Annotated in this window: 23 protein-coding genes; 2 read left to right on the top strand and 21 right to left on the bottom strand. The window is 67.4% G+C overall.

Features of this window, described 5'->3' with window-relative positions; translation table 11 throughout:
* Positions 1 to 432: 432 nt before the first annotated feature.
* From AC4AMJ_RS01435 to hpt, 12 genes are all read right to left on the bottom strand, one after another.
* The gene (locus AC4AMJ_RS01435) at positions 433 to 1,236 is read right to left on the bottom strand and encodes a type III pantothenate kinase (protein WP_489897359.1); all 804 of its coding nucleotides are present in this window, start codon (positions 1,234 to 1,236) and stop codon (positions 433 to 435) included.
* A 16-nt stretch (positions 1,237 to 1,252) separates the two neighbouring features.
* The gene (gene panD / locus AC4AMJ_RS01430) at positions 1,253 to 1,678 is read right to left on the bottom strand and encodes an aspartate 1-decarboxylase (protein WP_489916819.1); all 426 of its coding nucleotides are present in this window, start codon (positions 1,676 to 1,678) and stop codon (positions 1,253 to 1,255) included.
* 25 nt (positions 1,679 to 1,703) lie between these two features.
* A complete protein-coding gene (panC, locus tag AC4AMJ_RS01425) occupies positions 1,704 to 2,621 on the bottom strand; it encodes a pantoate--beta-alanine ligase (protein ID WP_489916818.1) in 918 nt (305 codons plus the stop codon).
* The gene (locus tag AC4AMJ_RS01420; protein ID WP_489918350.1) at positions 2,618 to 3,592 is read right to left on the bottom strand and encodes a Rossmann-like and DUF2520 domain-containing protein; all 975 of its coding nucleotides are present in this window, start codon (positions 3,590 to 3,592) and stop codon (positions 2,618 to 2,620) included. The genes panC and AC4AMJ_RS01420 overlap by 4 nt, the downstream gene beginning before the upstream one ends.
* 165 nt (positions 3,593 to 3,757) lie before the next feature.
* Positions 3,758 to 4,963 (bottom strand): DUF6779 domain-containing protein, encoded by a 1,206-nt coding sequence (locus AC4AMJ_RS01415; RefSeq protein WP_489916817.1) that lies wholly within the window; start codon positions 4,961 to 4,963, stop codon positions 3,758 to 3,760.
* 83 nt (positions 4,964 to 5,046) lie between these two features.
* A complete protein-coding gene (locus AC4AMJ_RS01410; protein WP_489916816.1) occupies positions 5,047 to 5,580 on the bottom strand; it encodes a DUF3180 domain-containing protein in 534 nt (177 codons plus the stop codon).
* A complete protein-coding gene (gene folK, locus AC4AMJ_RS01405; RefSeq protein WP_489916815.1) occupies positions 5,577 to 6,134 on the bottom strand; it encodes a 2-amino-4-hydroxy-6-hydroxymethyldihydropteridine diphosphokinase in 558 nt (185 codons plus the stop codon). Before folK ends, AC4AMJ_RS01410 begins: the two co-directional genes overlap by 4 nt.
* Complete coding sequence (gene folB / locus AC4AMJ_RS01400) at positions 6,131 to 6,505, bottom strand: dihydroneopterin aldolase (RefSeq protein WP_489897365.1); 375 nt, start codon at positions 6,503 to 6,505, stop codon at positions 6,131 to 6,133. The genes folK and folB overlap by 4 nt, the downstream gene beginning before the upstream one ends.
* Entirely contained in the window at positions 6,505 to 7,461 is a 957-nt protein-coding gene (folP, locus tag AC4AMJ_RS01395) for a dihydropteroate synthase (RefSeq protein ID WP_489916814.1), read from the bottom strand. The genes folB and folP overlap by 1 nt, the downstream gene beginning before the upstream one ends.
* A gap of 17 nt (positions 7,462 to 7,478) precedes the next feature.
* Positions 7,479 to 8,132, bottom strand: coding sequence for a GTP cyclohydrolase I FolE (gene folE / locus AC4AMJ_RS01390; RefSeq protein ID WP_489897367.1), 654 nt, complete (start codon positions 8,130 to 8,132; stop codon positions 7,479 to 7,481).
* A gap of 47 nt (positions 8,133 to 8,179) precedes the next feature.
* Positions 8,180 to 10,588, bottom strand: a complete 2,409-nt coding sequence (gene ftsH, locus AC4AMJ_RS01385; RefSeq protein ID WP_489916813.1) for an ATP-dependent zinc metalloprotease FtsH — start codon at positions 10,586 to 10,588, stop codon at positions 8,180 to 8,182.
* A 192-nt stretch (positions 10,589 to 10,780) separates the two neighbouring features.
* The gene (hpt, locus tag AC4AMJ_RS01380) at positions 10,781 to 11,374 is read right to left on the bottom strand and encodes a hypoxanthine phosphoribosyltransferase (protein ID WP_489916812.1); all 594 of its coding nucleotides are present in this window, start codon (positions 11,372 to 11,374) and stop codon (positions 10,781 to 10,783) included.
* 361 nt (positions 11,375 to 11,735) lie between these two features.
* Between hpt and AC4AMJ_RS01375 the strand changes: the two genes are divergently transcribed.
* A complete protein-coding gene (locus AC4AMJ_RS01375; RefSeq protein ID WP_489916810.1) occupies positions 11,736 to 12,458 on the top strand; it encodes a DUF8020 domain-containing protein in 723 nt (240 codons plus the stop codon).
* Positions 12,459 to 12,480: 22 nt separating this feature from the next.
* On the opposite strand, the gene tilS is transcribed toward AC4AMJ_RS01375, so the two are convergent.
* From tilS to dacB, 3 genes are read right to left on the bottom strand one after another with little or no spacing between them, the layout of a single operon-like run.
* On the bottom strand, positions 12,481 to 13,431 hold the full coding sequence (gene tilS / locus AC4AMJ_RS01370) for a tRNA lysidine(34) synthetase TilS (protein ID WP_489916808.1): 951 nt from the start codon (positions 13,429 to 13,431) through the stop codon (positions 12,481 to 12,483).
* Positions 13,410 to 14,504 (bottom strand): zinc-dependent metalloprotease, encoded by a 1,095-nt coding sequence (locus tag AC4AMJ_RS01365; RefSeq protein WP_489916806.1) that lies wholly within the window; start codon positions 14,502 to 14,504, stop codon positions 13,410 to 13,412. Before AC4AMJ_RS01365 ends, tilS begins: the two co-directional genes overlap by 22 nt.
* Positions 14,501 to 15,844: a D-alanyl-D-alanine carboxypeptidase/D-alanyl-D-alanine endopeptidase gene (gene dacB / locus AC4AMJ_RS01360; RefSeq protein WP_489897373.1), complete on the bottom strand. Its 1,344-nt coding sequence runs from the start codon at positions 15,842 to 15,844 to the stop codon at positions 14,501 to 14,503. Before dacB ends, AC4AMJ_RS01365 begins: the two co-directional genes overlap by 4 nt.
* 182 nt (positions 15,845 to 16,026) lie before the next feature.
* On the opposite strand from dacB, the gene AC4AMJ_RS01355 reads away from it, so the two are divergent.
* A complete protein-coding gene (locus AC4AMJ_RS01355; RefSeq protein WP_489897374.1) occupies positions 16,027 to 16,539 on the top strand; it encodes an inorganic diphosphatase in 513 nt (170 codons plus the stop codon).
* 372 nt (positions 16,540 to 16,911) lie between these two features.
* On the opposite strand, the gene AC4AMJ_RS01350 is transcribed toward AC4AMJ_RS01355, so the two are convergent.
* From AC4AMJ_RS01350 to AC4AMJ_RS01325, 6 genes are read right to left on the bottom strand one after another with little or no spacing between them, the layout of a single operon-like run.
* Positions 16,912 to 18,426, bottom strand: a complete 1,515-nt coding sequence (locus tag AC4AMJ_RS01350) for an aldehyde dehydrogenase family protein (protein WP_489916804.1) — start codon at positions 18,424 to 18,426, stop codon at positions 16,912 to 16,914.
* Between the two features lie 25 nt (positions 18,427 to 18,451).
* On the bottom strand, positions 18,452 to 19,570 hold the full coding sequence (locus AC4AMJ_RS01345; protein ID WP_489916802.1) for an NDMA-dependent alcohol dehydrogenase: 1,119 nt from the start codon (positions 19,568 to 19,570) through the stop codon (positions 18,452 to 18,454).
* A gap of 24 nt (positions 19,571 to 19,594) precedes the next feature.
* The gene (locus AC4AMJ_RS01340; protein ID WP_489916800.1) at positions 19,595 to 20,596 is read right to left on the bottom strand and encodes an ABC transporter permease; all 1,002 of its coding nucleotides are present in this window, start codon (positions 20,594 to 20,596) and stop codon (positions 19,595 to 19,597) included.
* Positions 20,597 to 20,598: 2 nt separating this feature from the next.
* Entirely contained in the window at positions 20,599 to 22,104 is a 1,506-nt protein-coding gene (locus AC4AMJ_RS01335; RefSeq protein WP_489916798.1) for a sugar ABC transporter ATP-binding protein, read from the bottom strand.
* Positions 22,101 to 23,144 carry an ABC transporter permease gene (locus AC4AMJ_RS01330; RefSeq protein WP_489916796.1) on the bottom strand — a complete coding sequence of 348 codons (1,044 nt, stop codon included), beginning with the start codon at positions 23,142 to 23,144 and terminating at the stop codon, positions 22,101 to 22,103. The genes AC4AMJ_RS01335 and AC4AMJ_RS01330 overlap by 4 nt, the downstream gene beginning before the upstream one ends.
* Before the next feature lie 13 nt (positions 23,145 to 23,157).
* A complete protein-coding gene (locus tag AC4AMJ_RS01325; RefSeq protein WP_489897380.1) occupies positions 23,158 to 24,216 on the bottom strand; it encodes a sugar ABC transporter substrate-binding protein in 1,059 nt (352 codons plus the stop codon).
* Between the last annotated feature and the right edge of the window lie 216 nt (positions 24,217 to 24,432).

Genomic DNA, 24,432 nt, shown 5'->3' with positions numbered 1-24,432 from the left:
GAAGTGAGAAGCGTATCGAGATCACACCCACCCGGTCTCGATACGCCCTCGGCTAGCGCCTCGGACTACTCGACCAGCGAAAGGGAAAGATCCAGTCGCGATACGACCAGCGAGGGGAAAGCCCGCATCCCCTCCGCTGATCGAGTAAGCGACGAACGAAGTGAGAAGCGTATCGAGATCACACCCACCCAGTCGCGATACGACCAGCGAGGAAAGACCGCATCCCCCCGCGGATCGAGTAGCGACGAACGAAGTGAGAAGCGTATCGAGATCACACCCACCCGGTCTCGATACGCCCTCGGCTAGCGCCTCGGACTACTCGACCAGCGAGAGGAAAAGATCCAGTCGCGATACGACCAGCGAGGGGAAAGATCACATCCTCCCGTCGATCGAGTAGCGACGAACGAAGTGAGGAGCGTATCGAGATCCGCCTCAGCGACGGCGTTGCTGCTTGGAGCGCTCGTAGACGAGGCGGAGGCCGTCGAGGGTCAGGTAGGGGTGATGCACCGTGAGGGTTTCGCACTCATCGAACATCAGGGGCGCGAGGAAGCCGGTGGCGACGACGGTGACGTCGTCGGAGTCGAATCCTTCGACGGTGTCGCGCACCCGATCGACGAGGCCGTCGACCTGCCCGGCGAAGCCGTAGAGGATGCCGGCCTGGAGTGCCTCGACGGTGTTCTTGCCCAGCACGCTGCGCGGCGGCATCAGCTCGACCTTGCGAACCGTGACGGTGTGCTCGGACAGCGCCTCCACCGCCAGGTTGACGCCCGGTGCGATCGCGCCGCCGAGGAATTCACCCTTGGCCGAGACGGCATCGACCACTGTCGCCGTGCCGAACGCGACGGTGATGCATGGCCCCTTGGGGTAGTTGTGATGCGCCCCCACGCAGTTCGCGACCCGGTCGGTGCCGACTTCCTTCGGGTTGTCGACCAGGAGCGGAACCCCGGTCCGCACACCGGGTTCTAGCAGGATGTGGTGGTGTCCCTCACCGAAATAACGCGGCACCATCACCCGCAGTTCACGCAGCAGTGAGGGCACGGTGGACAGCGCCGCGACACCGGTCACCTGCTCGACGTCGGTACCCAGCAGGCCGCGGATGAGCAGCGCGAGTTCGTCCGACGTCAGGTTCGGATCGGTGTGGATTCGCCAGTCCTGCACCATCGTCGCGTGGTCACCGGAACCGGCGAACACCCCGAGATGGATGTTGGTGTTGCCGACGTCGACGGTCAGCAGCATGTCGCGCGACGTCCCGCTATGCCGAGACGTCGACGAGTTCCCGCGGATCGCGCAAACCGGATCCCTCGGGCGCGTGCGCGGGATCGGTGCCTTCGACCAGCACGCGGTTGTGATCGTCCACGAACACTACCGACGGCGAGTACTCGCGCAGTTCCTGCTCGTCGAGGATGCCGTAGGCGATGATGATCACCAGATCGTCGGGATGAACGAGATGCGCTGCGGCACCATTGATCCCGATAACACCCGAGCCCCGCTCGCCGGCGATGACGTAGGTTTCCAGGCGCGCACCGTTGTCGATGTCGACAATGGTCACCTGCTCACCCTCGAGTAGGTCGGCGGCGTCGAGCAGATCCTGGTCGATCGTCACCGACCCCACATAGTGCAGATCGGCCTGGGTCACGCGGGCCCGATGGATCTTCGATTTCATCATGGTGCGGAACATGTGGTGCTCGCTTTCTCCGGGGAGGTCAGTGGGTGGTCTGTTGGGGGTCGCGGCCGGCGAATCCGCTACCGATGGCCACGCCGACGTTGTCGATCAGTCGGGCCGCGCCGATCCGGGCGGCGACGAGCAGGCGGCCGTCGCCCTGCTCCGGGGGGTCCTCGAGTTGGCGGCCGGTCAGCGCGAGGTAGTCGACCTGGATCTCGGGGTTGGTCTCGAGAACCGACTGCGCCGCAGCGAGAATCGCGTCGCGGCCGTCGCCGGCGGCGTGCGCACCGGCCACCAGGGCCGCCGACAGTGTGGTGGCCAGTTCGCGCTGGTCGGCGTCGAGGTAGCGGTTGCGCGACGACATCGCCAGGCCGTCGGACTCGCGGACGGTGGGCACGCCGACGATCTCGACGCCGAGGTTGAGGTCGTCGACCATCTGCTTGATCAGGACGAGTTGCTGGTAGTCCTTTTCACCGAAGAACGCTGCGTGCGGCGCGGCGATGTTGAGCAGTTTCGCGACGACGGTGAGCATGCCGGCGAAATGTGTCGGCCGGGAGATACCGTCGAGCACCGCTCCGGCCGGACCGGGTTGCACCAGGGTGCGTTGGCCGTTCGGATACATGTGCGCGACGGTGGGCGCGAACACGAGTTCCACGCCGAGGGGGCGGAGCAGGTCGCAGTCGGCGTCGAAGGTGCGCGGGTAGGCGTCGAGGTCCTCGTTGACGCCGAACTGCAACGGGTTGACGAAGATCGAGACGATGACCACGGTGTTGCCCGCGGACTTCGCGGTCCGGACGAGCTCGAGGTGACCCGCGTGCAGCGCGCCCATCGTCGGGACCAACACGACGCGCTTGCCGGCGCGACGCAGCGCCTGACTGACCCGGTGCAATGTCGCGGGGTCGCGGTGGACGGTGAGTTCGCCTGCCGTGTAGGCCTTCTCGCTCAGATCGCCGGTCATGACACCTCCAACACGTCGAGTAGATCCTGCGGTGCGTCGGTGTAGCCGGCGGTCCGGCGGGCCAGCACCCGGTAGGCCTCGGCGATGTCGACGGCGCCCGCGCGATCGGCAGGCAGCCGTCGCAGCGCGGCGAGATGGCCGGCAACGGCAGCAGCGTCACCGCGGGCGACCGGGCCGGTCAGGGCGCGCGGACCGAGTTCGAGGACATTCTGCAGCGACGCCGACACGAGCGGGCCGAGGATCCGTTCGGCGAGCATCGTCCCGCTGCCGTCGACGGTGGCGGCGTCCCGTCCGCCGCGGCCGCCGGGGCCGTCGATCGCCGCGTTCAATGCGGCGACCGCATCGGAGATCAGGGTGATGAGGTGATTGGCGCCGTGCGCGAGGGCGGCGTGATAGAGCACGCGGTCGGACTCGGCGATCCGGACGGGTTCGCCGCCCATCTCCAGCACCAACGCCTGGGCGATGGCGAAGCCGACCTCGTCGGCCGCGGTGACCCCGAAGCATGCCTGGCGCAGACGGGTGGTGTCCTCGACGGTGCCCACAAAGGTCATCGCCGGATGGATCGCGAGCGGCAGCGCCCCGAGGTCGGCGAGGGGGGCCAGCACCTGCACCCCCTGGGCGCCGGCGGTGTGCGCGACGAGGGTGTTCGGCCGCAGTGTTCCCGTTCGAACGATGTCGGTCACCACCGCGGCGAGTTCGGCATCGGGCACGGCGATGATGAGCAGTTCGGACCGGGCGACCACGGCCTCGATCGCCAGGATCTGTGATTCGGGCAGGCGCTCGGCGGCGCGTCGGCGGGATATGTCCGACCGTGCGACGACGGCCCCGACAACGTGACCGGCTTGTTCGAGCGCGGCACCGAGCGCCGTGCCGACTCGCCCGGCGGAGATGATTCCGACGGTCAGCCGGGCCGGGGTGGGGAGGTTGGAGACGCCGGACAGGTAGGGAGCATCACCAGATTGCCCCTGCATCGGGCCGAGATCATCGCTCGGTGAGGTCACCGCTGTCCTCCGCTGAGAAAGTTCCAGTCCCGGCTGAGCTCGGGTACCAGACGTTGCAGAGCAAGGGTAGGCCCTCCGGACGCCCCAAGGCCAACGCCTGTGACAGGGTTCACGCCGCGGAAGAAGCGGCCCGCGTCAGTCCTCGCGTCGCCGACGCCCGCCGGGTGCGCCGGACTGTCGTAGCTGGCTGAGCAGCTCGGAGACGGGCAGGCCGGCCGAGTGGGCGCTCTCGCCGTCATCGGCGCGACGGCGACGACGGCCCTGCAGCGCCGGACTCACCTCGTCCCCGCTCGTCTCGTGGCGACCGGCACCTTCGAACGACGCCACGTCGGCGGGGGTCGGTTCCGGGACGGTCTCCGGTTCGGGCTCGGCCGCCTCGGGTGCCTGCTCCGGCTCTGGTTCTCGCTCGGGCTGTTCCATCTCGGGAGACTCTGCAGACTCCGACCCTGCGGCCTCCGACCCTGCGGCTTCGGACCCTGCGGCCTCCGACTCTGCGGACTCGGGTTCGGACGCCGGCGGCCATTCGTCGGTCGGGGACTCGTCCACGTAGGCACCGGGGGCCTCGGTGACCTCGTCGGCGCTCTCCTCGGTCTCGGCGAGGACCGCGTCCTCGACCTGCTCGACCGGGGCTTCGTCGGGCACCTCGGTGGCGATCCGTCCCGAGATCGGCGCCTCGTCGGAGATGATCGGGATGACCTCGGTCATCTCGTTCGGATCGACGTCGGCGGGGATGTACCGGCCGCTGTCGGCACTCGGCGCGGTCGCGGCGAAGTCCTGCGCGGCGCGCACGCTGTCGTCGGCACGGAAGCCCTGTGTGAACGCGTGCCCGTAGTCCTCGCGCCCGGGGCCGGGCTGACCGATCCCGGATGCGAGTTCACGGAGTTTCTCGTTCGGCAGGGCGGCGCGCGGATCGGGCAGCGACTCGCCGAGCAGCATCTCCAGGCTGGATCGCAGTGCCAGCACCTGCGCCTTGAGCTCGGCGAGCTCCTCGTTCGACTCCGCGCTCACCTCTTTGCGGATGGTGGTCTCGACGTCGAGTTCGTATTGGCGACGGGCCGCGATCTCCCGCTCGAGCTGCAGTTCGTAGACGAGTCGAAGGTCGCGACTCTTGGCCTCGGCGCTCTCGGCCTGGCGACGGAACTTCGTGACGAGGATGGCGCCGATCACCGCCGCCCACAGCGCAGCGATCACCGCCAGCGATCCGCTGATCGACAGCTGATCGGTGAACACCATGAGGATGCTCGCAACGATGGCGAGCACGATGAGCAGACCGAGCAACCACTGTCCCGCCGATCTCCCGGAGCGCCGTGACTCCGTGGAACGGCCGTTCGAGGTCGTCATGTCCGTGAACTTACCGTCTGAGTGCGCCGATATCGGCCATCTACTGCGGAGAGTCACGATTCACCCGGAAGTGACCACCGGGGTCAGGCAGGGCCGGGATGGCCTCCGACAGCCTCATCGGTGGGGTCGTCGGGTGCGCGACAACAGTATTCGAGCCACAGCGCGGCTGCGACGAGAACCACTCCACCGATGAGCCCGATGATGGCGCCCGGGCGGTCGTGCTCGGCCGCGGCGAGATCGTGCCGACTCCACAGGAAGACCAGAAGCCCGGCCCACACACCCACCGCGATCGCCCCCAGGATGGCCGACGCCTTCGCCAGGGCCAGCACGCGCGCCGCGGTCAACGGGTGCAACTGTCCGCGGGCCTGGCCGACATGTCGCGCGGCGACCCGGGCCCGGACGATGAAGGCGATCAGCACCTCGAGCGCGGCCAGGACGTAGAGGACGATCCCTGCGAGCAACGGCATCGGCGGCAGGCTGCCGTAGTTGTATCGGACGAGAATCCAGGCGACCACCGCGACGATCGCGGCGATGATGATCAGGTCACGCAAGCGCGTCGGACCGAGCCCGGGTTCTTCCTCCTTGTTCGGGTCCGACGGCCGTTTCGGTGCGGTCATCGGGTCCTCACCGCGGGCAGCTCGGCGACAGCGACCACGCCGGCGCGATCGTCGGCGTCGGTGTGCTCGACCAGCTCGGCCACCGCGCGGGTCCCGTCCGGTGTCCACAGTGTGGCGTCGGGGTCGATGGCCAGCCACGGCACCAGCACGAAAGCGCGCTCGGCGGCGCGCGGATGTGGCAGCAGCAAGGTCGGGTCCGCGCTGCGGATCACCTCGCCGTCACGGCTGACGGTGATCACGTCGACATCAAGAGTTCTCGGCCCCCAATGGATCTCACGCGTCCGCTGGGCGGCTTGCTCGAGCTCGGCACCGATGGCGAGCCACTCGTACGGATCACGCTCGCCTTCGACGATGAGAGTGATGTTGTAGAAGTCGTCCTGCTCCACTCCGCCCCATGGCGGCGTCGCATAGACCGGGGAGACGGCGACCAGCTCGTCGGCGAATCGGTCGACGACGGTCTGCAGATGCGCCAGGCGATCACCGATGTTGGACCCGGCGGACAACACCGCGGTCGTCTGCGTGCCCGCTCGCTGCGGCCCCGACCCGCTGCTCATCGTCCCATCGACTTCCGCGATCGCCGGGTCACCACGGCAACGTCGGCGAACTGCAGCGGGATCGGCGCCGACGGCTTGTGCACGGTCACCTCGCACGCGGCGAGCCGCTCGTCGTCCATGATCGCCTCGGCCACCTCGGCCCCGACGGTCTCGATGAGATTGTGGGGTTCACCTGCGACGATGTCGTGGGCCCGCTGGGCGAGCGCCCCGTAGTCGACAGTGTCGGCGAGGTCGTCGGAGGCCGCCGCCTCGGCGAGGTCGAGCCACAACGTGATGTCGAGGATGAAGTCCTGCCCGTCGCGCCGTTCGTGCTCGAAGACGCCGTGATGGCCGCGCACGACGAGACCGCGCAGTTCGATCCGGTCGGCCATCAGTCGTTCCCCCGTCGCGCCTGGTGTCTGTCGGTGGTGACTCCCGGGTTCGCGGTCCCGCGGCGACCACCACTGTGCCACGCGGTCGCCACCGCGATCGCGTCCCGGCTCATCTGCACATCGTGCACCCGGACCGCCCACGCCCCCTCGAGTGCGGCCAGCGCGGACAGGGCCGCGGTCGCGACCTCCCGTCCGGCAGGTGGGCGCGGCTCGCCATCGCGGGCGAGCAGGGTGCCGAGGAACCGTTTGCGGGAGGCCCCGACGAGCACGGGGAAACCCAGTCCCACCAGGGTCGGCAGCGAATGGAGCAGCGCCCAGTTGTGGTCGGCGGTCTTCGCGAAACCCAGACCGGGGTCGAGGATGATCCGGTCGGGGTCGACTCCCGCGGTGACCGCGGCATCGACCTGGGCGAGCAACTCGCCACTCACCTCCGCCACCACGTCACGGTAGCCGCCGGCGTCGTCGACGCCGTGGTCGAAAGCTCCCCCGGCCGCGCGGTCGGACCGATCGACCGGACGCCAGTGCATGAGAATCCAGGGCAGTCCCGACTCGGCGACCACCCGCGCCATGTCGGCGTCGGCACGGCCACCCGAGACGTCGTTGATCACCGTGGCGCCCGCGTCGATCGCCGCCTCGGCGACCTGAGCACGCATCGTGTCCACCGACAGCGGTACGCCGCTACCGGCGAGGCCCGCGATGACCGGTGCCACCCGCTTCGCCTCGACCTCGGGGTCGACGCGGGTGGCGCCCGGCCGCGTGGACTCGCCGCCGATGTCGATCAGGTCGGCGCCCTGCGCGATCAGTTCGTGCCCGTGCGCGATCGCCGCATCGTGGTCGAGGTAGCGGCCACCGTCGGAGAAGGAGTCCGCGGTGACGTTGATGACGCCCATGACGAGCGTCCGTCCGCCCTGCGCCGGGATGGGTGCGAGCGGGCCGGGTGAAGTGGCTGGCTGCATCGGGTGATGGCGGCCGCTCAGGTCCGCGAGATGAGGTCGAGGGCCTCACCGCGAGAGACCGCACTGGTCTTGAACAGGCCGCGCACCGCCGACGTCGTGGTGGAGGCTCCGGGCTTGCGGATACCGCGCATGGCCATGCACAGGTGCTCGGCCTCGATGATCACGATGACCCCGCGCGGATCCAGACGTTTCACCATCGCATCCGCGATCTGACTCGTGAGCCGTTCCTGCACCTGCGGGCGCTTCGCGTAGAGATCGACCAGACGAGCGAGCTTCGAGAGTCCGGTGACCTGACCGCTGACCCCCGGGATGTACCCGACGTGCGCGACACCGTGGAACGACACCAGGTGGTGCTCGCACGTCGAGTACAGCGGGATGTCCTTGACCAGGACCAGTTCGTCGTGGTCTTCGTCGAAGGTGGTGGCCAGCACCTCACTCGGATCGGTGTAGAGCCCGGCGAACATCTCCCGATACGCGTTGGCCACGCGGGTCGGTGTGCGTTTGAGGCCCTCACGCTCGGGATCCTCGCCCACGGCTATCAGCAGTTCACGGACCGCGGCCTCGGCACGCGCCTGGTCGAAATGCCGACCCTTGGGCGTCGTCGGCACAGCGTCGTGACCGTTCGGACCGCTCGCCTCGAGGTCCGTGTCGTGCTGTTCACTGATCGTCATCGTTGCCTCTGATCCGTTCTACGACCGTCTGTCCGCGGACGTCGGGGCTAGCGGTTTCCGGAGTTCGGGTCGCCGCCCGGACCGTTGTCGGCCGGTCCCCCGCCGTGGCGGCCGGTGCCATAACCGTTGTTGCCGGTCCCGTAGTTGCCGCCGTAATTGCCGCTGCCGTGGTTTTGGCCGCCATGGTTGCCGGCGCCGTTCTGGCCGGCCCCGTGGCCGCCCGAACCGTTGGGACCGTTCGACGGCGGCGCGTCCTGCGGCGGCCAGCCGGGCGCCGACCAGTCGCGGGGAGCACCGTAGTCCGGCCGGGTGCCGTGGGTGGGCTGGCCCGGGTAGCCGCCCTGCGGGCCCTGGTGACCGCCGTGGGGCGGGTAGCCGGGCGCCGACTGCGGCGGGTAGGCGGGCGGATAGGCCTGTCCCGGAGCGGGGTTCGGGTAGCCGCCAGGCTGCTGCGGTCCGCCTGCCGGACTGCCGGCACCGACGGGTTCCGGTACCGGGTCGGGGGTGACCGGCTCCGGCGGCCACGGCTCGCCCCGTTCCATCGCGAGCTCGCCCGGCGTCTTCACCGGCGGCTTGTCGCTCGGTGTGCGGTCACCGAACTCGTTGAACGCGGTGATCCGCGGACGCTTGTGCACCTCGGAGAAGATCAGTTCGAGGTCCTTGCGGGTCAGCGTCTCCTTCTCCAGGAGCTCCGTCGCGAGGACGTCGAGGGTGTCGCGGTACTCGGACAGGATCGCCCACGCCTCGGTGTGGGCGGCCTCGATCAGTCGCCGCACCTCGTCGTCGATCTCGCTGGCGATCTCGGCGGAGTAGTCGGTGTGGCTGCCCATCGATCGGCCCAGGAACGGGTCGCCCTGGTCCTGCCCGTACCGCACGGCACCGAGCTTGGCGCTCATGCCGTATTCGGTGACCATCGCGCGGGCGATCTTGGTGGCCTGATCGATGTCCGACGACGCACCGGTGGTCGGCTCGTGGAAGACCAGCTCCTCCGCGGCACGACCACCCATCGCCATCACCAGACGAGCGATCATCTCCGACCGCGTCATCAGGTCCTTGTCCTGCTCGGGCACGGCCAGCGCATGACCGCCGGTACGGCCTCGGGCCAGGATGGTGACCTTGTAGATGGGGTCGAGATCGGGCATGGCCCACGCGGCGAGCGTGTGACCGCCCTCGTGGTAGGCGACGACCTTCTTCTCGTGCTCGCTGATGATGCGGCTCTTGCGGCGCGGACCGCCGATGACACGGTCGACCGCTTCTTCGAGCATCTCCGCGGTGATGGTGTTCTTGTTCTCGCGAGCGGCCAGCAGTGCGGCCTCGTTGACCACGTTGGCCAGGTCGGCGCCCGACATTCCCGGGGTGCGCTTGGCCAGGCCGTCGAGGTCGGCGTCGTCGTCGATCGGCTTGCCGTTGGCGTGCACCCGCAGGATCGCGCGACGGCCGGCGATGTCCGGGTTACCCACCGGGATCTGCCGATCGAAGCGGCCCGGGCGCAGCAGGGCGGGATCGAGGATGTCGGGACGGTTCGTCGCGGCGATCAGGATGACGCCGGAACGATCACCGAAGCCGTCCATCTCGACCAGCAGCTGGTTGAGGGTTTGTTCCCGCTCATCATGGCCGCCGCCGAGACCGGCGCCGCGCTGACGTCCGACGGCATCGATCTCGTCGACGAAGATGATGCACGGGCTGTTGTTCTTGGCCTGCTCGAAGAGGTCGCGCACACGTGAGGCGCCGACACCGACGAACATCTCGACGAAGTCCGAACCGGAGATGGTGAAGAACGGCACGCCCGCCTCACCGGCGACGGCCCGGGCCAGCAGCGTCTTACCGGTGCCGGGCGGGCCGAAGAGCAGGACACCCTTGGGGATCTTGGCGCCCAGCGCCTGATAGCGCGCCGGGTTCTGCAGGAAGTCCTTGATCTCGTAGAGCTCCTCGACCGCTTCGTCGGCGCCGGCGACGTCGGCGAAGGTGGTCTTGGGCATGTCCTTGGTGAGCTGCTTGGCCTTCGACTTGCCGAAGCCCATGACACCGCCGCGTCCACCGCCCTGCATCCGGTTCATCACGAAGAAGAACAGGCCGAACAGCAGCAGCATCGGCAGGATGAAGATGAGGATCTGCCAGAGGGCGGACTGCTCGCTGACGTTGGTCTGATACGGGGCGCCCGTCTTGGTGACCGAGTCGAAGACCTGCTCGCCGGCCGAGGCGGGATACTTCGCACTGATCTTGGTGGTGTCGGCGCCGTCGACACTGATCGGGTTCTTGAGTTCGATGCGGAGCTGCTGCTCACGGTCGTCGATGTCGATCCGGTCGGTGTTCTTGACGTTGAGCTGGGTCAACGCGACCGAGGTGTCCACAGACTTGTACTCGCGACCCGAGTCGCGCATCACGCTCCAGCCCCACAGGGCGAGCACGATGAGCGCCACAATGGCGAGATTGCGGAAGACTGACTTACGGTTCATGCCTGTTGGTGGTGGTCTGAGGCGGTCCGAAGACCGCGCCCGCGCCGTTCCACTGTCCTTCCCAGTCGACGTCGTGGCCGGCCGCGCGTCGCGCTGCGCGGCTGTCCGTATTTCTAGAGGCTACCGGTCAACGAACATCCAGGGAAAACCGTTCCGTCCCCCGTGCGGGGGCGCCTCGACGCTGGTAGGACGTCAGTTCTGGTAGACCGATGGACGCAGTCGCCCGATGAAGGGCAGATCCCGGTAGCGCTCGGCGTAGTCGAGGCCGTAACCGACGACGAACTCGTTCGGGATGTCGAAGCCCACGTCGGCGACGTCGACCGGGGAGCGCACGGCCTCCGGCTTGCGCAGCAGGGTGCAGACCTGCAGGGACCGGGGTGACCGGGTGGCGAGGTTCTTCATCAACCACGACAGTGTGAGCCCGGAGTCGATGATGTCCTCGACGATCAGCACGTCCCGGCCGGTGATGTCGCGGTCCAGGTCCTTGAGGATGCGGACCACACCCGACGATGACGTCGACGAGCCGTAGCTCGACACCGCCATGAACTCCATCTGTGACGGGATACGCAGGGCACGCGCGAAGTCGGTCATGAACATGACCGCACCCTTGAGGACACCGATCAGCACCAGATCCTGGTCGATGTCGGAGTAGCGCGCGGCCACCGACTCGGCCAGTTCGATGGTGCGCGTCCTGATCTGGTCCTCCGAGATCAGGATCGCCTCGATGTCGTCGCCGTATGGGTCTGCACCGGTCGGGTCTGCGCCGGCTGGATCTGCGGACTGCACGCCCCTAGCTTGTCATGCCGACGACCCTCGGCGTCCGCTACCACCGCGATTGCGCCGTGCCGACCGCCGCCGAAGCCGTCGGGCCTCCCCCTCGACGAGTGCCCGTAACGATGTAGGTCATTCGTACGACATTCCTCGCGGGAACGGTGTGTCGCGCATCACACTCGGATCACGAATGGCACCATCTATTCACACGCGACACATTTCCCGACAACAGAGAACATGAATTTGTGACAGTTAATCTGTCCGCAGACAAATAGATTCCGGGGGCCTGATCTTTTGTTCTGCGAACAAGTTTTCTGCCACACCGCCACCCACCTCGGCTTGCCGATGCAGCCCAGAACCTCGAGAGACGACCCCTATGCATTTTGCAGCACTCCCCAGGGCATCCCATTTCCGCATCCGCACCCACCTTCGCCTTCTGACCATCATTTCCCTTGCCACCGTGGCAATCACGGCCTTCGCCGGGACGGCGCAAGCCGCGCCGAGGCCGGGCGGCCCGATGACCTACGACGTGTCGATGACAGGGTCGTCATTCAGCCTGACGGTCCACAACGGTTCGATCAGCACGAATAACGGCACACTCGTAATTCGAAATCTCGCCGGCGCCGAGCAATTCCGGATGCCGTTGGCATATCGAAAGGAATATCGCCAGTTCCCGATCGATGCACACACGGTCGGCAATAAGGCGACACTGATACCTTCCCGTAATCTTGCGCGGTCGACGGCGGTTAGTCCGGTGGAGGTGGAGCCCCTCCGACTCGCGGCCGCCAATAAAGCCGATGCGCCCCGAACGAAGCAGGAGCGTGATGACGCGGCGCTGGCGCGCTTCAATCAGGAGTTGAGTGCGGGACTGTCGATCTCGTCCCTGGTGGGCGTCGTGCTCGGAGCGGTCGTCGGCGGAGTCATCGGCTGCTTCACCGGTTTGATCGCCGCCATCGTCGGATGTCTTCCGGCCATCCCGTTGGGCGCCAGCATCGGCTCGATCGTCGGCCTTTCGCTCGGCGGCGGTGGCTCTTTGATCTACTCAGCCATCCAGTACTTCAACACCATCAACTCCCCCTTCGTCCCGCCGAAGCGCTAGATCCATCCCCTGACGGTCCGCCTCAGCGTTCGACGAGGCGGACCGTCAGTCTGTCTCCGGCACGGACGACGACCAGGCGTGCCGTCGGGTCGCCCCCGACCGCGACGGTTGCCGTCGACCGCATGTCGGTGACGACGGCGTCGACCGCGGAGATCACGCGATGCGTCGGTTCGGTGGCGCCGACGTCGAGCAGCCAGCGCCGCACCACCCGGGTCCGCAGGGCCAGAGGGGTCTCCAGGAGCGGGATGGTGTCGAGGTCGTCGCCGATCTTCGCGCGCCGCCACAGCCGGTCGGCGAGATCGTCGAGGGCATCGTTGTCGGCCTGCAACGACGACGCCGTCCGGCCCAGCGCCTCGGTGACCCCGCCGTGCAGCACGTCGTCGAGCAGCGGCAGCACCTCCGCCCGTAGCCGGACGCGGGTGAAGCGGGGATCGCGGTTGTGCGGATCGTGATGAGGATGCAGGCCGAGTTCGACGCAGGCGGCGAGTGTCTGTGATCGGCGGATCGCCAACAGTGGCCGGCCCCACGGCTGATTCCACGCTCGCATGCCCGCGATGGACCGGGCGCCGGAGCCGCGGGCCAATCCGAGCAGGACTGTCTCCGCCTGATCGTCGGCGGTGTGGGCGAGCAGGACCGGGCGACCGTCGCGGGCCTCGTCGAGGGCGGCGTAGCGGGCCTGACGGGCTGCGGCCTCCAGGCCGCCGACAGTGCCGACGTCGACGGCGAGCACGCGGGCTTCGGCACCCAGTGCGCGCGCTGCGGCCGCAGCTGTTTCCGCGACGCTGTCCGACCCCACCTGGAGCCGGTGATCGACGACCAGCGCCTGCACCGACATCCCGGCGCGCACCGCACCGGCGACGAGTGCCAGGGAATCCGGCCCACCGGACAGCCCTACGCACATGTCTGTACCGAGAGCCGGATGAGCGGCGGCGAACCCGGCGACCGCGCGGGTTACAGCACCCGTTGCATCCACGCGCGCGGCTCGTCGATCTCGTTCGGTCGCGGCATGGTCTCCGGGGACGTCCAGATGGTGTTGAACGAGTCCATCCCGACGGCGTCGACCACTTCGTCGACGAAGGCCTTCCCCCGGATGTATTGCGCCAGTTTGGCGTCCATACCGATCAGGGCGCGGATGATCCGTTGGATCGGGTTGCGCGGACCGGTCCGTCGTTTGTCGAAGGCCTGCCGGATCGACGCGACCGTGGGCACGTGTGCAGGTCCGACCGCATCCATCACGTGATCGGCGTGCCCCTCGAGGAGCGTGCCGAGCATCATCATGCGGCCGAACGCCTCGTACTGTTCGGGTGTCTGCAGCAGTTGCATCGCGCCGAGCACGCCCTTCTCCCGGGGCTTGTCGCCGCGCACCATCGAGCTGATCCGCGCGACGATCTCGCCGGCCGACTCATCGGTCTCCGAGGTCAGGATCTCCAGGTTGTCGACCATGTACTGGCGTAACCACGGATTGGCCGAGAACTGCACCCGGTGGGTGACCTCGTGCAGACAGACCCACAGCCGGAAGTCGCTGGGTACCACGCGCAATGAGCGTTCCACCGAGATGATGTTCGGCGCCACCACCATCAGCACACCCGGTTCGCCGGTGTCGGGGTCGGGGGTGAACGGATCGTACTGGCCGAGGATGGCGCCGGACAGGAACGCCAGCAGGCCACCGGCCTGCACGCCGCCGGCCTTCGAGGACAGTGCGGCGAGTCCGCCGGACGAGCCGGTCGCCCCGTCGACGCCGAGCATCGACTGCATCGACTGCGCCGCCGCCTCGACCCACTCGCGGCGATCGAGGACACGGGTGGCGGGTACCCGGAGCCCGTCGGCGAGTCGGGTGACCTCACGGACCGGCGCCTCGGCGCGGGTGGCGGCGTCGGCGAGTTCGGCGTACGCGGCGTCGAGGGTGTAGGCGGTGGTTTTCGGGCCCGGACGGGACAGCCGCTTGCCGGTTGCCGCGGCGAGACCCCAGTCGATGCGTGCGCCGATCGACTCACTCTCGGACACGCTGTTGTTCAGGTCGTTGATATTCGGCTCGGTGTTCGTCATCGGCATCCGCATTCCCTCAGCTCACCGGCCACGTCGTCGAGCGCGGGCCGTGCGTCGGCCGGTGACGTGCCCCCGGACATCAGTGCGAACGCCAAGACCCGACCGTCGATCGTCTGGACTATCCCGGTCAACGAACTCACCCCGGTGAGGGTTCCCGTCTTCGCACGCACCCAGCCCGCACCGGGATTCGTGTCCGGGTTGAACCGGTCGGCCAACGTGCCGGTGCCACCGGCGACGGGCAACCCGTCGAGCAGCGACCGCATCAGCGGCTGCGACGGACCTGCCGCCGCACCCATCAGGTTGTCGAGCACGGCGGCGGGCACCTGGTTGGCGTAGGAGAGGCCCGAGGCGTCGCGCAGCGTGACGTCGGACATGTCGAAACCGTGTTGCGACAGGGCGTTGCGCACCGCGGTCACCCCACCGGCGATGGTGGGTGGTCCGCCCTGGGCGATGGAGAGTTCGATCGACAACGTCTCGGCGAGCACATTGTCGCTGTAGCGCATCATGTCGTTGACCCGGGTGACCAACGGCGCCGAGGTCACCTGTGCGACGACCTGCGCCCCGGTCGGGGCGGTCACGTCGGTGACGTCGGAGTCGACGCCGAGCGCGTCGGCGAGCTGTGTGCCCGCGGTGATTGCCGGGTCGGGTACGCGCGGCGAGAACTCGTCGAGCGGTTCGATGCGTGCGCCGTCGGTCATCAACGATTCGATCGGTGCGATATCGCCGCCGGCGATGTCCTGTTCGTCCCAGGTCTGCTCCATCGTCGGCCCGGTGAATGCGCTGGTGTCGACGGCGACCGAGGTGACGTTGATCCCGGCCTTCCGGATCTGTGCGGCGAGATCGGAGATCCGTCCCGGACGCGTGTAGAAGGTGGCGGCACCGTTCGGCTGAGCCGACAGTGTCGGGTCGCCGGCGCCCTTCAGGATGAGCTGACCGTCGGTGCCCAGTACGACCGTCGTCGTGAGGCGTTGGTTGTGTGGCAAGGACAACAATGCTGCGGCGGCGGTGAGGATCTTCGTGTTCGACGCCGGGATGCGCGGCTGCGTCGGCGAATCCGACCACAGCGTCTGCCCGGTCAGGGCGTCACTGATCTCCCCGGAGAACTCGCCCAGCGCGGGGTCTCGGACAGCAGCGGCGATCTGTCGTCGCACACCCGCCGCGGTGGGTTCGGGTGCGTTTGCGGAAACCGGCTTGATCTGCGGATTCACCGTGATGGCTGCCGGCTGCGGCGGGATGCCGGGCGGAAGTTCGTCTTGTTTGTCGAGCTGGAGTGCGACGGCGACGGACCCGACGGCGACGATGGCCAGAATGACCACCGAGATGATCGTCCACAGCACCATGCGGCGAGTCGATCTGCGCCGTGCGCCCACTGAACCTCCGAGTGTGTCCTGTTCGGGGTCGTGGCCCCCGCGTTCCGGTTCCCACAGTATCGTTGAGGCGATCTGCGCAGGCGACCCACGATGTGGATGGGCCGTCCGCCGTCACCGACCAGCGAACTCACGAAGACGTGCCAGGAGGAACTGTGGAATTCGATGTGACCATCGAGATCCCGAAGGGTAGCCGCAACAAGTACGAGGTCGACCACGAGACCGGCAAGATCTACCTCGACCGCTACCTGTACACATCGTTCGGCTACCCGGCCGACTACGGCTACATCGACGGCACCCTCGGCGAGGACGGCGATCCCCTGGATGCGCTGGTGCTGCTCCCGGAGTCGGTGTACCCGGGCGTGATCGTGAAGGCCCGAGTGGTCGGCATGTACACCATGACCGACGAGGCCGGCGGCGACGACAAGCTGCTGTGTGTGCCCGCCGGCGATGTCCGCTGGGATCACATCCAGGACATCAAGGACGTCAGCGAATACGAGCTCGGCCCGATCTCCCACTTCTTCGAGCACTACAAGGACCTCGAGCCGGGTAAGGAAGTCCAGCCCGGCGGCTGGGTCGGCAAGGCCGAGGCCGAGAAGGTCGCGCAGGAGGCCATCGAGCGTCTCGCCGCGCACCCCCACGAGGCCAACGAGCCGTCCCGCGGCTGACCCGCCTCACCCCGAGACGTGCCCGACGGCGGCCGAGGTCACTCAAGACCCGCCTGACGCTGGCGAGGTCACCTCGAAACCCGGCCGACGCTGGCGAGGTCACCTCGAGACCCGCCTGACAGCTGGTGAGCCAACCTCGAAACCCGCCTGACGGCGGTCGAGAGAACCCAGAAAAACGTCGACAGCACCCACCCGACCTCGCCACCGGCGGGCGAAATCAAAAAGGTGGGTGCTGTCGGCGTTTTTCTGGGTTCTCTCGACGCGAAGCAAGGTGCTGTCGGCGAACCAGGTTTCTCTCGACGCGAAACAGGGTTCCGTCGACGCAATCCTGGGTTCCGTCGACGAAATCCAGGGTCCTCTCGACGAGTCCGCCTACCCGATGTGCGGGAACGCCCGCGTCCGCTTCCCCTCCCGGATCTGGATCGTCTTGATCTCGGTGAACTCCTCGAAGCCGACGATGCCCATCTCACGGCCGTAGCCGGACTGTTTCATCCCGCCGGCGGGGAGCTGCGGGGCACCGTCGATGGCGGTGTTCACCCACACCCGTCCGCTGCGAAGCTTCTTGGCCACCGACAGCGCGCGATCGATGTTCTTGGTCCACAGCGACCCCGACAACCCGTACTCGGTGGCGTTGGCGAGCCGCACGGCCTCGTCGGTGTCGTCGAATCGCGTCACGGTCAGCACCGGCCCGAAGATCTCCTCGTGGAACTCCGGAGACTGCTCGGTGACGTCGAGGATGATCGTCGGCGCCACGAAATGTCCCGCAGAGTCCTCCGTGTCAGTGACGGCCGGTCCGCCGACCGCGACGCGACCTCCGTTGGTCTGCGCCGATGCGATGTGGCCGCGGACCTTGTTCACGTGGCCGGCGTGGATCATCGGTCCCACATCGACCGACTCGTCCAGCGGATCACCCATCCGCAGCTGTTCGGCCGCGCCGACCAATCGTTCGACGAACTCGTCGGCGATGGACTCCTGCACGAGCAGGCGCGACCCGGCGACACAGCATTCACCGTTGTTGAAGAACGCACCGAACAGGACGCCGTCGAGAGCGTCGTCGAGGTCGGCGTCGTCGAAGACGATGTTGGCGGCCTTGCCACCGAGTTCCATCGACAGTCGCTTGGCCGTGCCCGCCGACGTCGCGGTGATCGCATGACCGGTTGCGGTGGAGCCGGTGAACGAGAGGATGTCCACGTCGGGGCTCTCGGCGAGTACCGATCCCACATCGGCGCCGTAGCCGGTGACCACGTTCACCACGCCGGCCGGCAGACCGGCGGCGGACAGGATGCCGGCCAGTTCAAGCGTGGTGCCGGAGGTGAACTCCGACGGCTTGATCACCGCCGTGCAACCCGCCGCGAGTGCGAACGGCAGCTTCTGTGCGAGGAGCAGCAGCGGGAAGTTCCACGGCAGGATCATCGCCGCCACACCGGCGGGTTCGCGGACCACCAGGGCCGTACAGTCCGAGGCGATTCCGGTGTGCGCCTCCCCGTGCGCCGACATGGCAAGCCCCGCAGCATATTCGAAGAGCTCGGCACTTCCGTCGACGTCACTGCGCGCGTACCGCAGCGGTTTTCCGGTCTCCTCGGCCTCGATGCGGGCCAGTCGCGGGGCGTCGGCGCGCATCAGTTCGGCCACCCGCAGCAATGCGCGGGCGCGTTCCATCGATGGGGTGGTCGGCCACGGTCCATCGTCGAACGCCCGCCGTGCCGCGGCGATGGCATGCAGAGTGTCGGTGCGGTCGCCGGCGACGTATTCGGCGAGTTCCCGGCCGTCGACCGGACTGTGCCGGATCACCGTGGATCGGTCGGCGCCGGACTCGAAATTACCGTCGATGAACATCCCGTAGCGGCGGACCGAGGTCGTCGGTTCGATGACGCTGGGAGAAGACATGTGTGACTCCTGGTGAGTGGTCGGTTCAGTGCTCGTGGATCAGCACGCCACGCAGGTTCTTGCCGGCGTGCATGTCGACGTAGGCGTCGTTGATCTGGTCGATCGTGTAGCGGGTGGTGATGAGTTCGTCGAGCTTGAGGCTGCCCGCCTTGTAATAGTCCAGCAGGGCGGGGATGTCGTAGGTCGGGTTGCAGTTGCCGAACAGCACACCGCGCAACGTCTTCGCATAGACCACGAGTTCCAGCGGGCTGATCGGGATGCCCGGTTCGTTCTGACCGATCGAGACCACCGCCACCCGTCCCTCCTTGCGAACCGCGGAGAACGCCTCGGCGATCAATGCCCCGTCGACAACGCCGACGGTGACGACGGCGGAGTCTGCACCCTGACCGTTGGTGACCGAGTGCACGAACGGCATGGCCTCGGCGATGGACGCGAACGCGTGCGTGGCCCCGAGAGTCAGCGCCTGCTCTCGCTTGAACGGCACCGGGTCGACCGCGACCACATGTGCCGCGCCGGCGTTGCGGGCACCCTGGACGGCGTTGATGCCGACGCCGCCGACTCCGACGATCATGGCGGTCTCTCGCGGACGTACATGGGCTGCGTTGACCGCGGCTCCCCACCCCGTCGCCACACCACACGACACCAGGCAGGCGACGTCGAACGGGAGGTCGTCGTCGATCTTGACAGCTTGGGTTTCGTCCGTCACCAGGTAATTGGCGAAGGTGCCCAGCCGCTGCATCGCCCCGATCGGCTGCCCCGACGAGCGCGTGAAACGCGGATTGCCGTCGATACCGAATCCGTTCTCCATCCCCGCGCCCGAGTCACAGATGTACTGCATGCCCTGCGAGCACCACCGGCACCGGCCGCAAGCGGGCAGGTAGGCGGTGGCGACATGGTCACCCACGGCAAGACGGCGGACGCCGGGCCCGACGGCGTCGATGATGCCCGCACCCTCGTGACCGCCGACCATGGGCAGCGCGTTGGGGATGTCACCGGTGACGAGGTGATCGTCGGAGTGGCAGAGTCCTGATGCCATGACCTTGATGCGAACCTCACCGGGCCCGGGTTCGGCGAGTTCGAGGGTTTCGACCTCCCACTTTCCGCCGATCGCGTCGATGACTGCTCCGCGCACTGTTCGAGACATGATTTGTTTTCCTCCTGTGATGGTCTATTTGATGATCGCGAGTTTGCTGCGATCGAGGGTGAGAACGACGATGGCGATGACCACCCCGCCGTACACGATCTGCTGATAGTTGGGATCGACACCGGCGACCGAGCCGCCGACGCGCAACACCGTGACGATGAGGGCGCCGACGATGACCTTCCAGGCACTGCCGATTCCTCCGGTGATCGCGCATCCGCCGACGAGGACGGCGGCGATGGCGGGCAGCAGCAGCGCGTCGGCCAGTTGCGGTGCCGCACTCTGCTGTTGGGAGGACAGCACCACCGCGGCCAGGCCGGCGAAGAGTCCGGAGAGCGCGAACGCGGTGATGCGTACCGCCTTTGTCCGGATGCCGGCCATCAGCGCCGACCTCTCGCCGAGTCCGACGAGGTGGAAGATGTTGCCACGTGGGTGGTAATGCATGAAGGCCCAGATGCCCGCGGCGATCAGCAGTCCGATCCACACGGCCAGCGGCATGCTCAGGAAGGTCTGCGAGCTGAGCCAGAAGATCGCGCTGTAGTGCTGATCGATGTAGATGGTCGTCGACCCGGACAATGCGAGCGCGATGGCTCCCCAGAATCCCAGCGCGCCCAGGGACACCACGAACGAGGGAACCTGTCCGAGAGTGATCAGGAAACCGGTGAGCGCGCCGATGGCGGCGGTGGCCGCCACGGTGATCAGGATGGCTAATGGCCCGGTGGCGCCGATGGTCTGAGCGAGGATCACGGTTCCCAGCGAACACACGGCCGCGACCGACAGGTCGATGCCGCCGGTCAGGATCACGAACATCTGTCCGAGCCCGAGCAGCAGGATCGGCAGCGCCTGGGCGGTGACCACCGACAGCGCGGTCGTCGAGAAGAAGTTGGGCTCGGCGATCGTGACCAGCGCGAGGAGCACGATCAGCAGGGCCGGCGGTCCCGCGGTCCGCAGCATCGCCGCAGTGGGCAGCGATCGCGTCGGCGCAGCGGCGCTGTGGCGCAGTGTCGAGGTGATTGCGGTGTCAGCCATGGTCACATCATCTTTTCGAGTAGCTCGAGCTTTGTGGGGGGTTGTGTTGCGACAGAGTCATATTCGGCGGTCAGGCGGCCGTCGCGGAGCACCACGATGCGATGCCCGAGACCGATCGCCTCATCGAGTGTGTCGGCGAGGACGAGCACGCCGACACCGCGGTCGGAGAGGTCGCGGATGAGTCGGTAGACGTCTTCCTTGGCACCGATGTCCAGACCGCGCGTCGGGTGGTCGAGGATGAGCACCGAAAGGCTGTCGTCGCACAGCCATTTGGCGAGCACGGCCTTCTGCTGGTTGCCACCCGACAGCCGGGCGATGTCGGCGTCGGGATCGTCGGGTCGGATGTGCAGTTCCCGGATCCACGTCTCGGCCACCTGTCGTGCGGCGGCCGCCCGGCCCCGGCGTCCGCTCACCGGATGCGACAGGCAGATGTTGTCGGCGACCGTGGCACCGGCGACCATCCCCTCCGAACGGCGTTCGGCGGGTAGGTAGGCCACTCCCGCGCCGACGGCCTGCTTGGGTGAGCGTGGCGAGAGTCGTGAACCGGCGACCGACACGTTCCCGCCGCGCAGGGGCTCGGCTCCGAAGACGGCTCGCGCGAACTCTTCTCGGCCGGACGCGGCGACGCCGACCATGCAGACGACCTCACCGGGGGCGACTGAGAGCGACACCCCGTCGACGCTGCGGCCGACCGATGCTTCGCGGACCTCGAGAACCGGTTGCGCCGTGTCGACGGGTACCCGTCGGTCGGTGCAGTAGATCTCGTCGGCGGCCTCCTTGCCGATCATCATCGAATAGAGCTCGCGTTCGTCGACATCGGCGGTCGTGCGTTCCCCGACGAGGCGGCCGTCCCGAAGCACGTAGACGCGGTCGGAGAACCGCAGGACCTCGTCGAGCCGGTGGGACACGAAGATGACCGATCCGATCTCGCGAAGGGCCTTCACCCGCTCGTGCAGGATCTCGATGTCGGCGGGCTGTAACACCGAAGTCGGCTCGTCGAGGACCAGGAGCGGTGCGTGGTCGGACTGGCGGTCGCTGATGGCACGGGCGACCTCCACCATCTGCCGTTCGGCGAACCCGAGGTCCTCGGTCGGCGCGTCGGGGTCGACGGCGGAATCGACGCGGTCGAGCATCGCCTGGGCGGCGCGTCGGCGGGCACCTCGTCGAGTGACGCCGAGGCGGACGTAGTCCGACTCCGAACCCAAGGTGAGGTTCTCGGCCACACTCAGATTCGGCAGCAGCGACTGTTCCTGGTGGACGACACCGACACCGTGACGGGTGGCGTCGGCCGGGTCGGCGAACACGGTGTCGATGCCGGCGATCCGCATCACGCCACCGTCGGGCTTGTGCACGCCGGCCAAGATCTTCAGCAGCGTCGACTTGCCCGCCCCGTTCTCGCCGATCAGTCCGATCACTTCGTTCTTGTTGACGGTGATGGAGACATCGTCGAGGACCACATTGGGGCCGTAGCGCTTGGTGATGCCGTCGAGTTCGAGTAGTGGTGTCATTTCACGACCCTCAATCGGTTGCGGGCAGGCCATCCGGTCGCGATCACCGCGGCGACGATGATCACGCCCTGTGCGCCTTGCTGGACATAGGGACTCGCGCCGGAGAGCAACAGACCGTTGCCGAGGACGACGAGCAGGAGGATGCCGACGAGCGAGTGCAGGGGTCCGCCGCGGCCGCCGGACAGAAGGGTTCCGCCGACCACCACCGCCGACAGGGTGAGGAAGAGGTTGCCCGAGCCGACCCCGACGTCACCGACACCCAGTCGGATGGTCGCGAGGACACCGCCGATCCCGGACATGATGCCCGCGATGGTGAACAGGATGACCTTCGTGCGGGTGACGTTGATGCCGGTGACCTTGCTGATCGCCTCATCGCCGCCGATCGCGTAGGTGTGCGTGCCGAGCGGGGTGAACTTGCAGATGAACAAGGTGACCACGACGGCGACGATGGCGAACACGACGATGATCGGGATGCCGAGCCACGCGCCCTGGGCCCAGTGGCCGAGCCCCGCATCGGCGAGTTGCGGTGTGGTGGTGCCGAACAAGACGGTGGCCACACCCAGTCCGATGAACCAGGTGCCGAGTGTGACGAGGAAGGACGGGACCCGCGCGACCGCGTGGAGCACACCGTTGGCCAGGCCGAACAGTGCGCCCACGCCGACCGCGATGAAGACCGCCCACAGTCCGAGGTTGTTGCCGTTGACGCTGTTGGCCGCCATCAGGACGAACGTCAGGCCGCTCGCGGCCATGACCCCTTCGATGGAGAGATCGACGCTGCCGATCAGGACGACGAGCGTGGCCCCCATCGCGAGGATCAGTGGGATCGCCGCTTGTTGGACGATCGCGTTGAAGTTGCCGATCGTGAAGAACGAGTCGGCGGTGAACGAGAAGATCACGCAGAGGGCGACGAGCGCGACGAGTGGTCCGAGCGAACGCCCCCAGCGGGACAACAGAACCGAGCCGCCCCGGTGTCCGGCGGTGGTGCCGTCACCGGTTGTCGGCGCGATCTCGTCCGGCTGCGCCGGTGCTGATGTGGTCATGGTCGGATGTTCCTCACTGATCGATGGGGCCGACGATGCGCGAGAACGGATCTCGGACCGAGTCCACGATCTGCTGGTCCGTCGGACGCTGGGCGTACTGTGCTGCGTTGTCTTTGGTGATCAGCGTCTGATCGACATAGAACTCGCGCTTGAGCCGGGGCAGCTGCGAGACATCGAGCTGACCGGTCACCGCCTGATGGCAGATGGCCAGGCCCATGGCGCCGTTGAAGTAGGGGTCGGTGGTGTAGGTGGAGACCATCTGTCCGTTCTCGATGGCCTCGAGACCTTCGGGGGTCGCGTCGGCGGCGCTGGCGACCTTGATTTGCCCGACCTTGCCCTTCTCACGCACCGCCTGCAGTGCGCCGAGAGCCATGGAGTCGGTGGCCGCCCAGATGCCGTTGACCTTGTCGCCGTACTTGTTCAGCAATGTCTGTGTCGTCGCATACGCCTTGTTGCGGTCGAAGTCGGCGGGCTGGCTGTCCAGAACCTTCACACCCGGATGCTTGGCGATGCCCTCGGTGAAGCCCTGGTACCGGGTCTTGCTCACCTCGTTGGCGAGCAGACCCTGGATCGCGATGACGCCACCCTTGCCACCGATGCTCTGGCCCAACACGTCACCGGTGTCGGCGCCTTCCTTGACGCCGTCGTAGCTGACGTAGGAGGCCCAGCCGTCGCCGACGTCCCACGGGTGCAGGTCGGCCGGCTTGCTCCACTGGGTGACCGCGCAGCCGCCGCTGTTCTGCACGGCCCGCACGATGGCCGGGGTGTCGGCACTGGTGTTGGGGTTGATGTTGAGCAGGACCTTCTTGCCGGTCGCCAGGACGGACTGCAGCTGTGAGAGCGCGTTCTGCGAGTCGCCGCCGTAGACGATGACCTTGAGGTCGGCGCCGACCGAGCGTGCGTAGGCCTGACTGCCCTCCACCCAGGCCGCCTCGTAGGGATTGGTGAGCGAGCGGACCTCGGAGACCATCAGCAGGTCGCTCGCGTCCGATGACGATGAACCGGTTCCGCATCCGGCGAGGGCGGCGGAGCCCAGGACGGCGGCGAGAGCCGCAGTCGCGAGCCTTCGCACCCGGGGAATTGTGTGTCTCATGAAAACTGAAACCTCCTGTAAGCGTTTTCTACAGTGATCGGGACCACATGTCAAGAGTCTTGCGTAGGCGGGGAAGGGATCGCCGAGTTGGCGACATCGATGCAGATCAGACGGAGTAGTCGAGAGCGCAGTCGGTGCGCGGGAGTCCGCCGCGGACCATCTGGTCAGACCCCAGCATCCGCGCCGTCCTGATAG

Source organism: Gordonia sp. LMA484, from assembly GCF_058129505.1.
The sequence above is the reverse complement of the archived record's forward strand: the minus strand, read 5'-3'. Positions and strand labels throughout refer to the sequence as shown.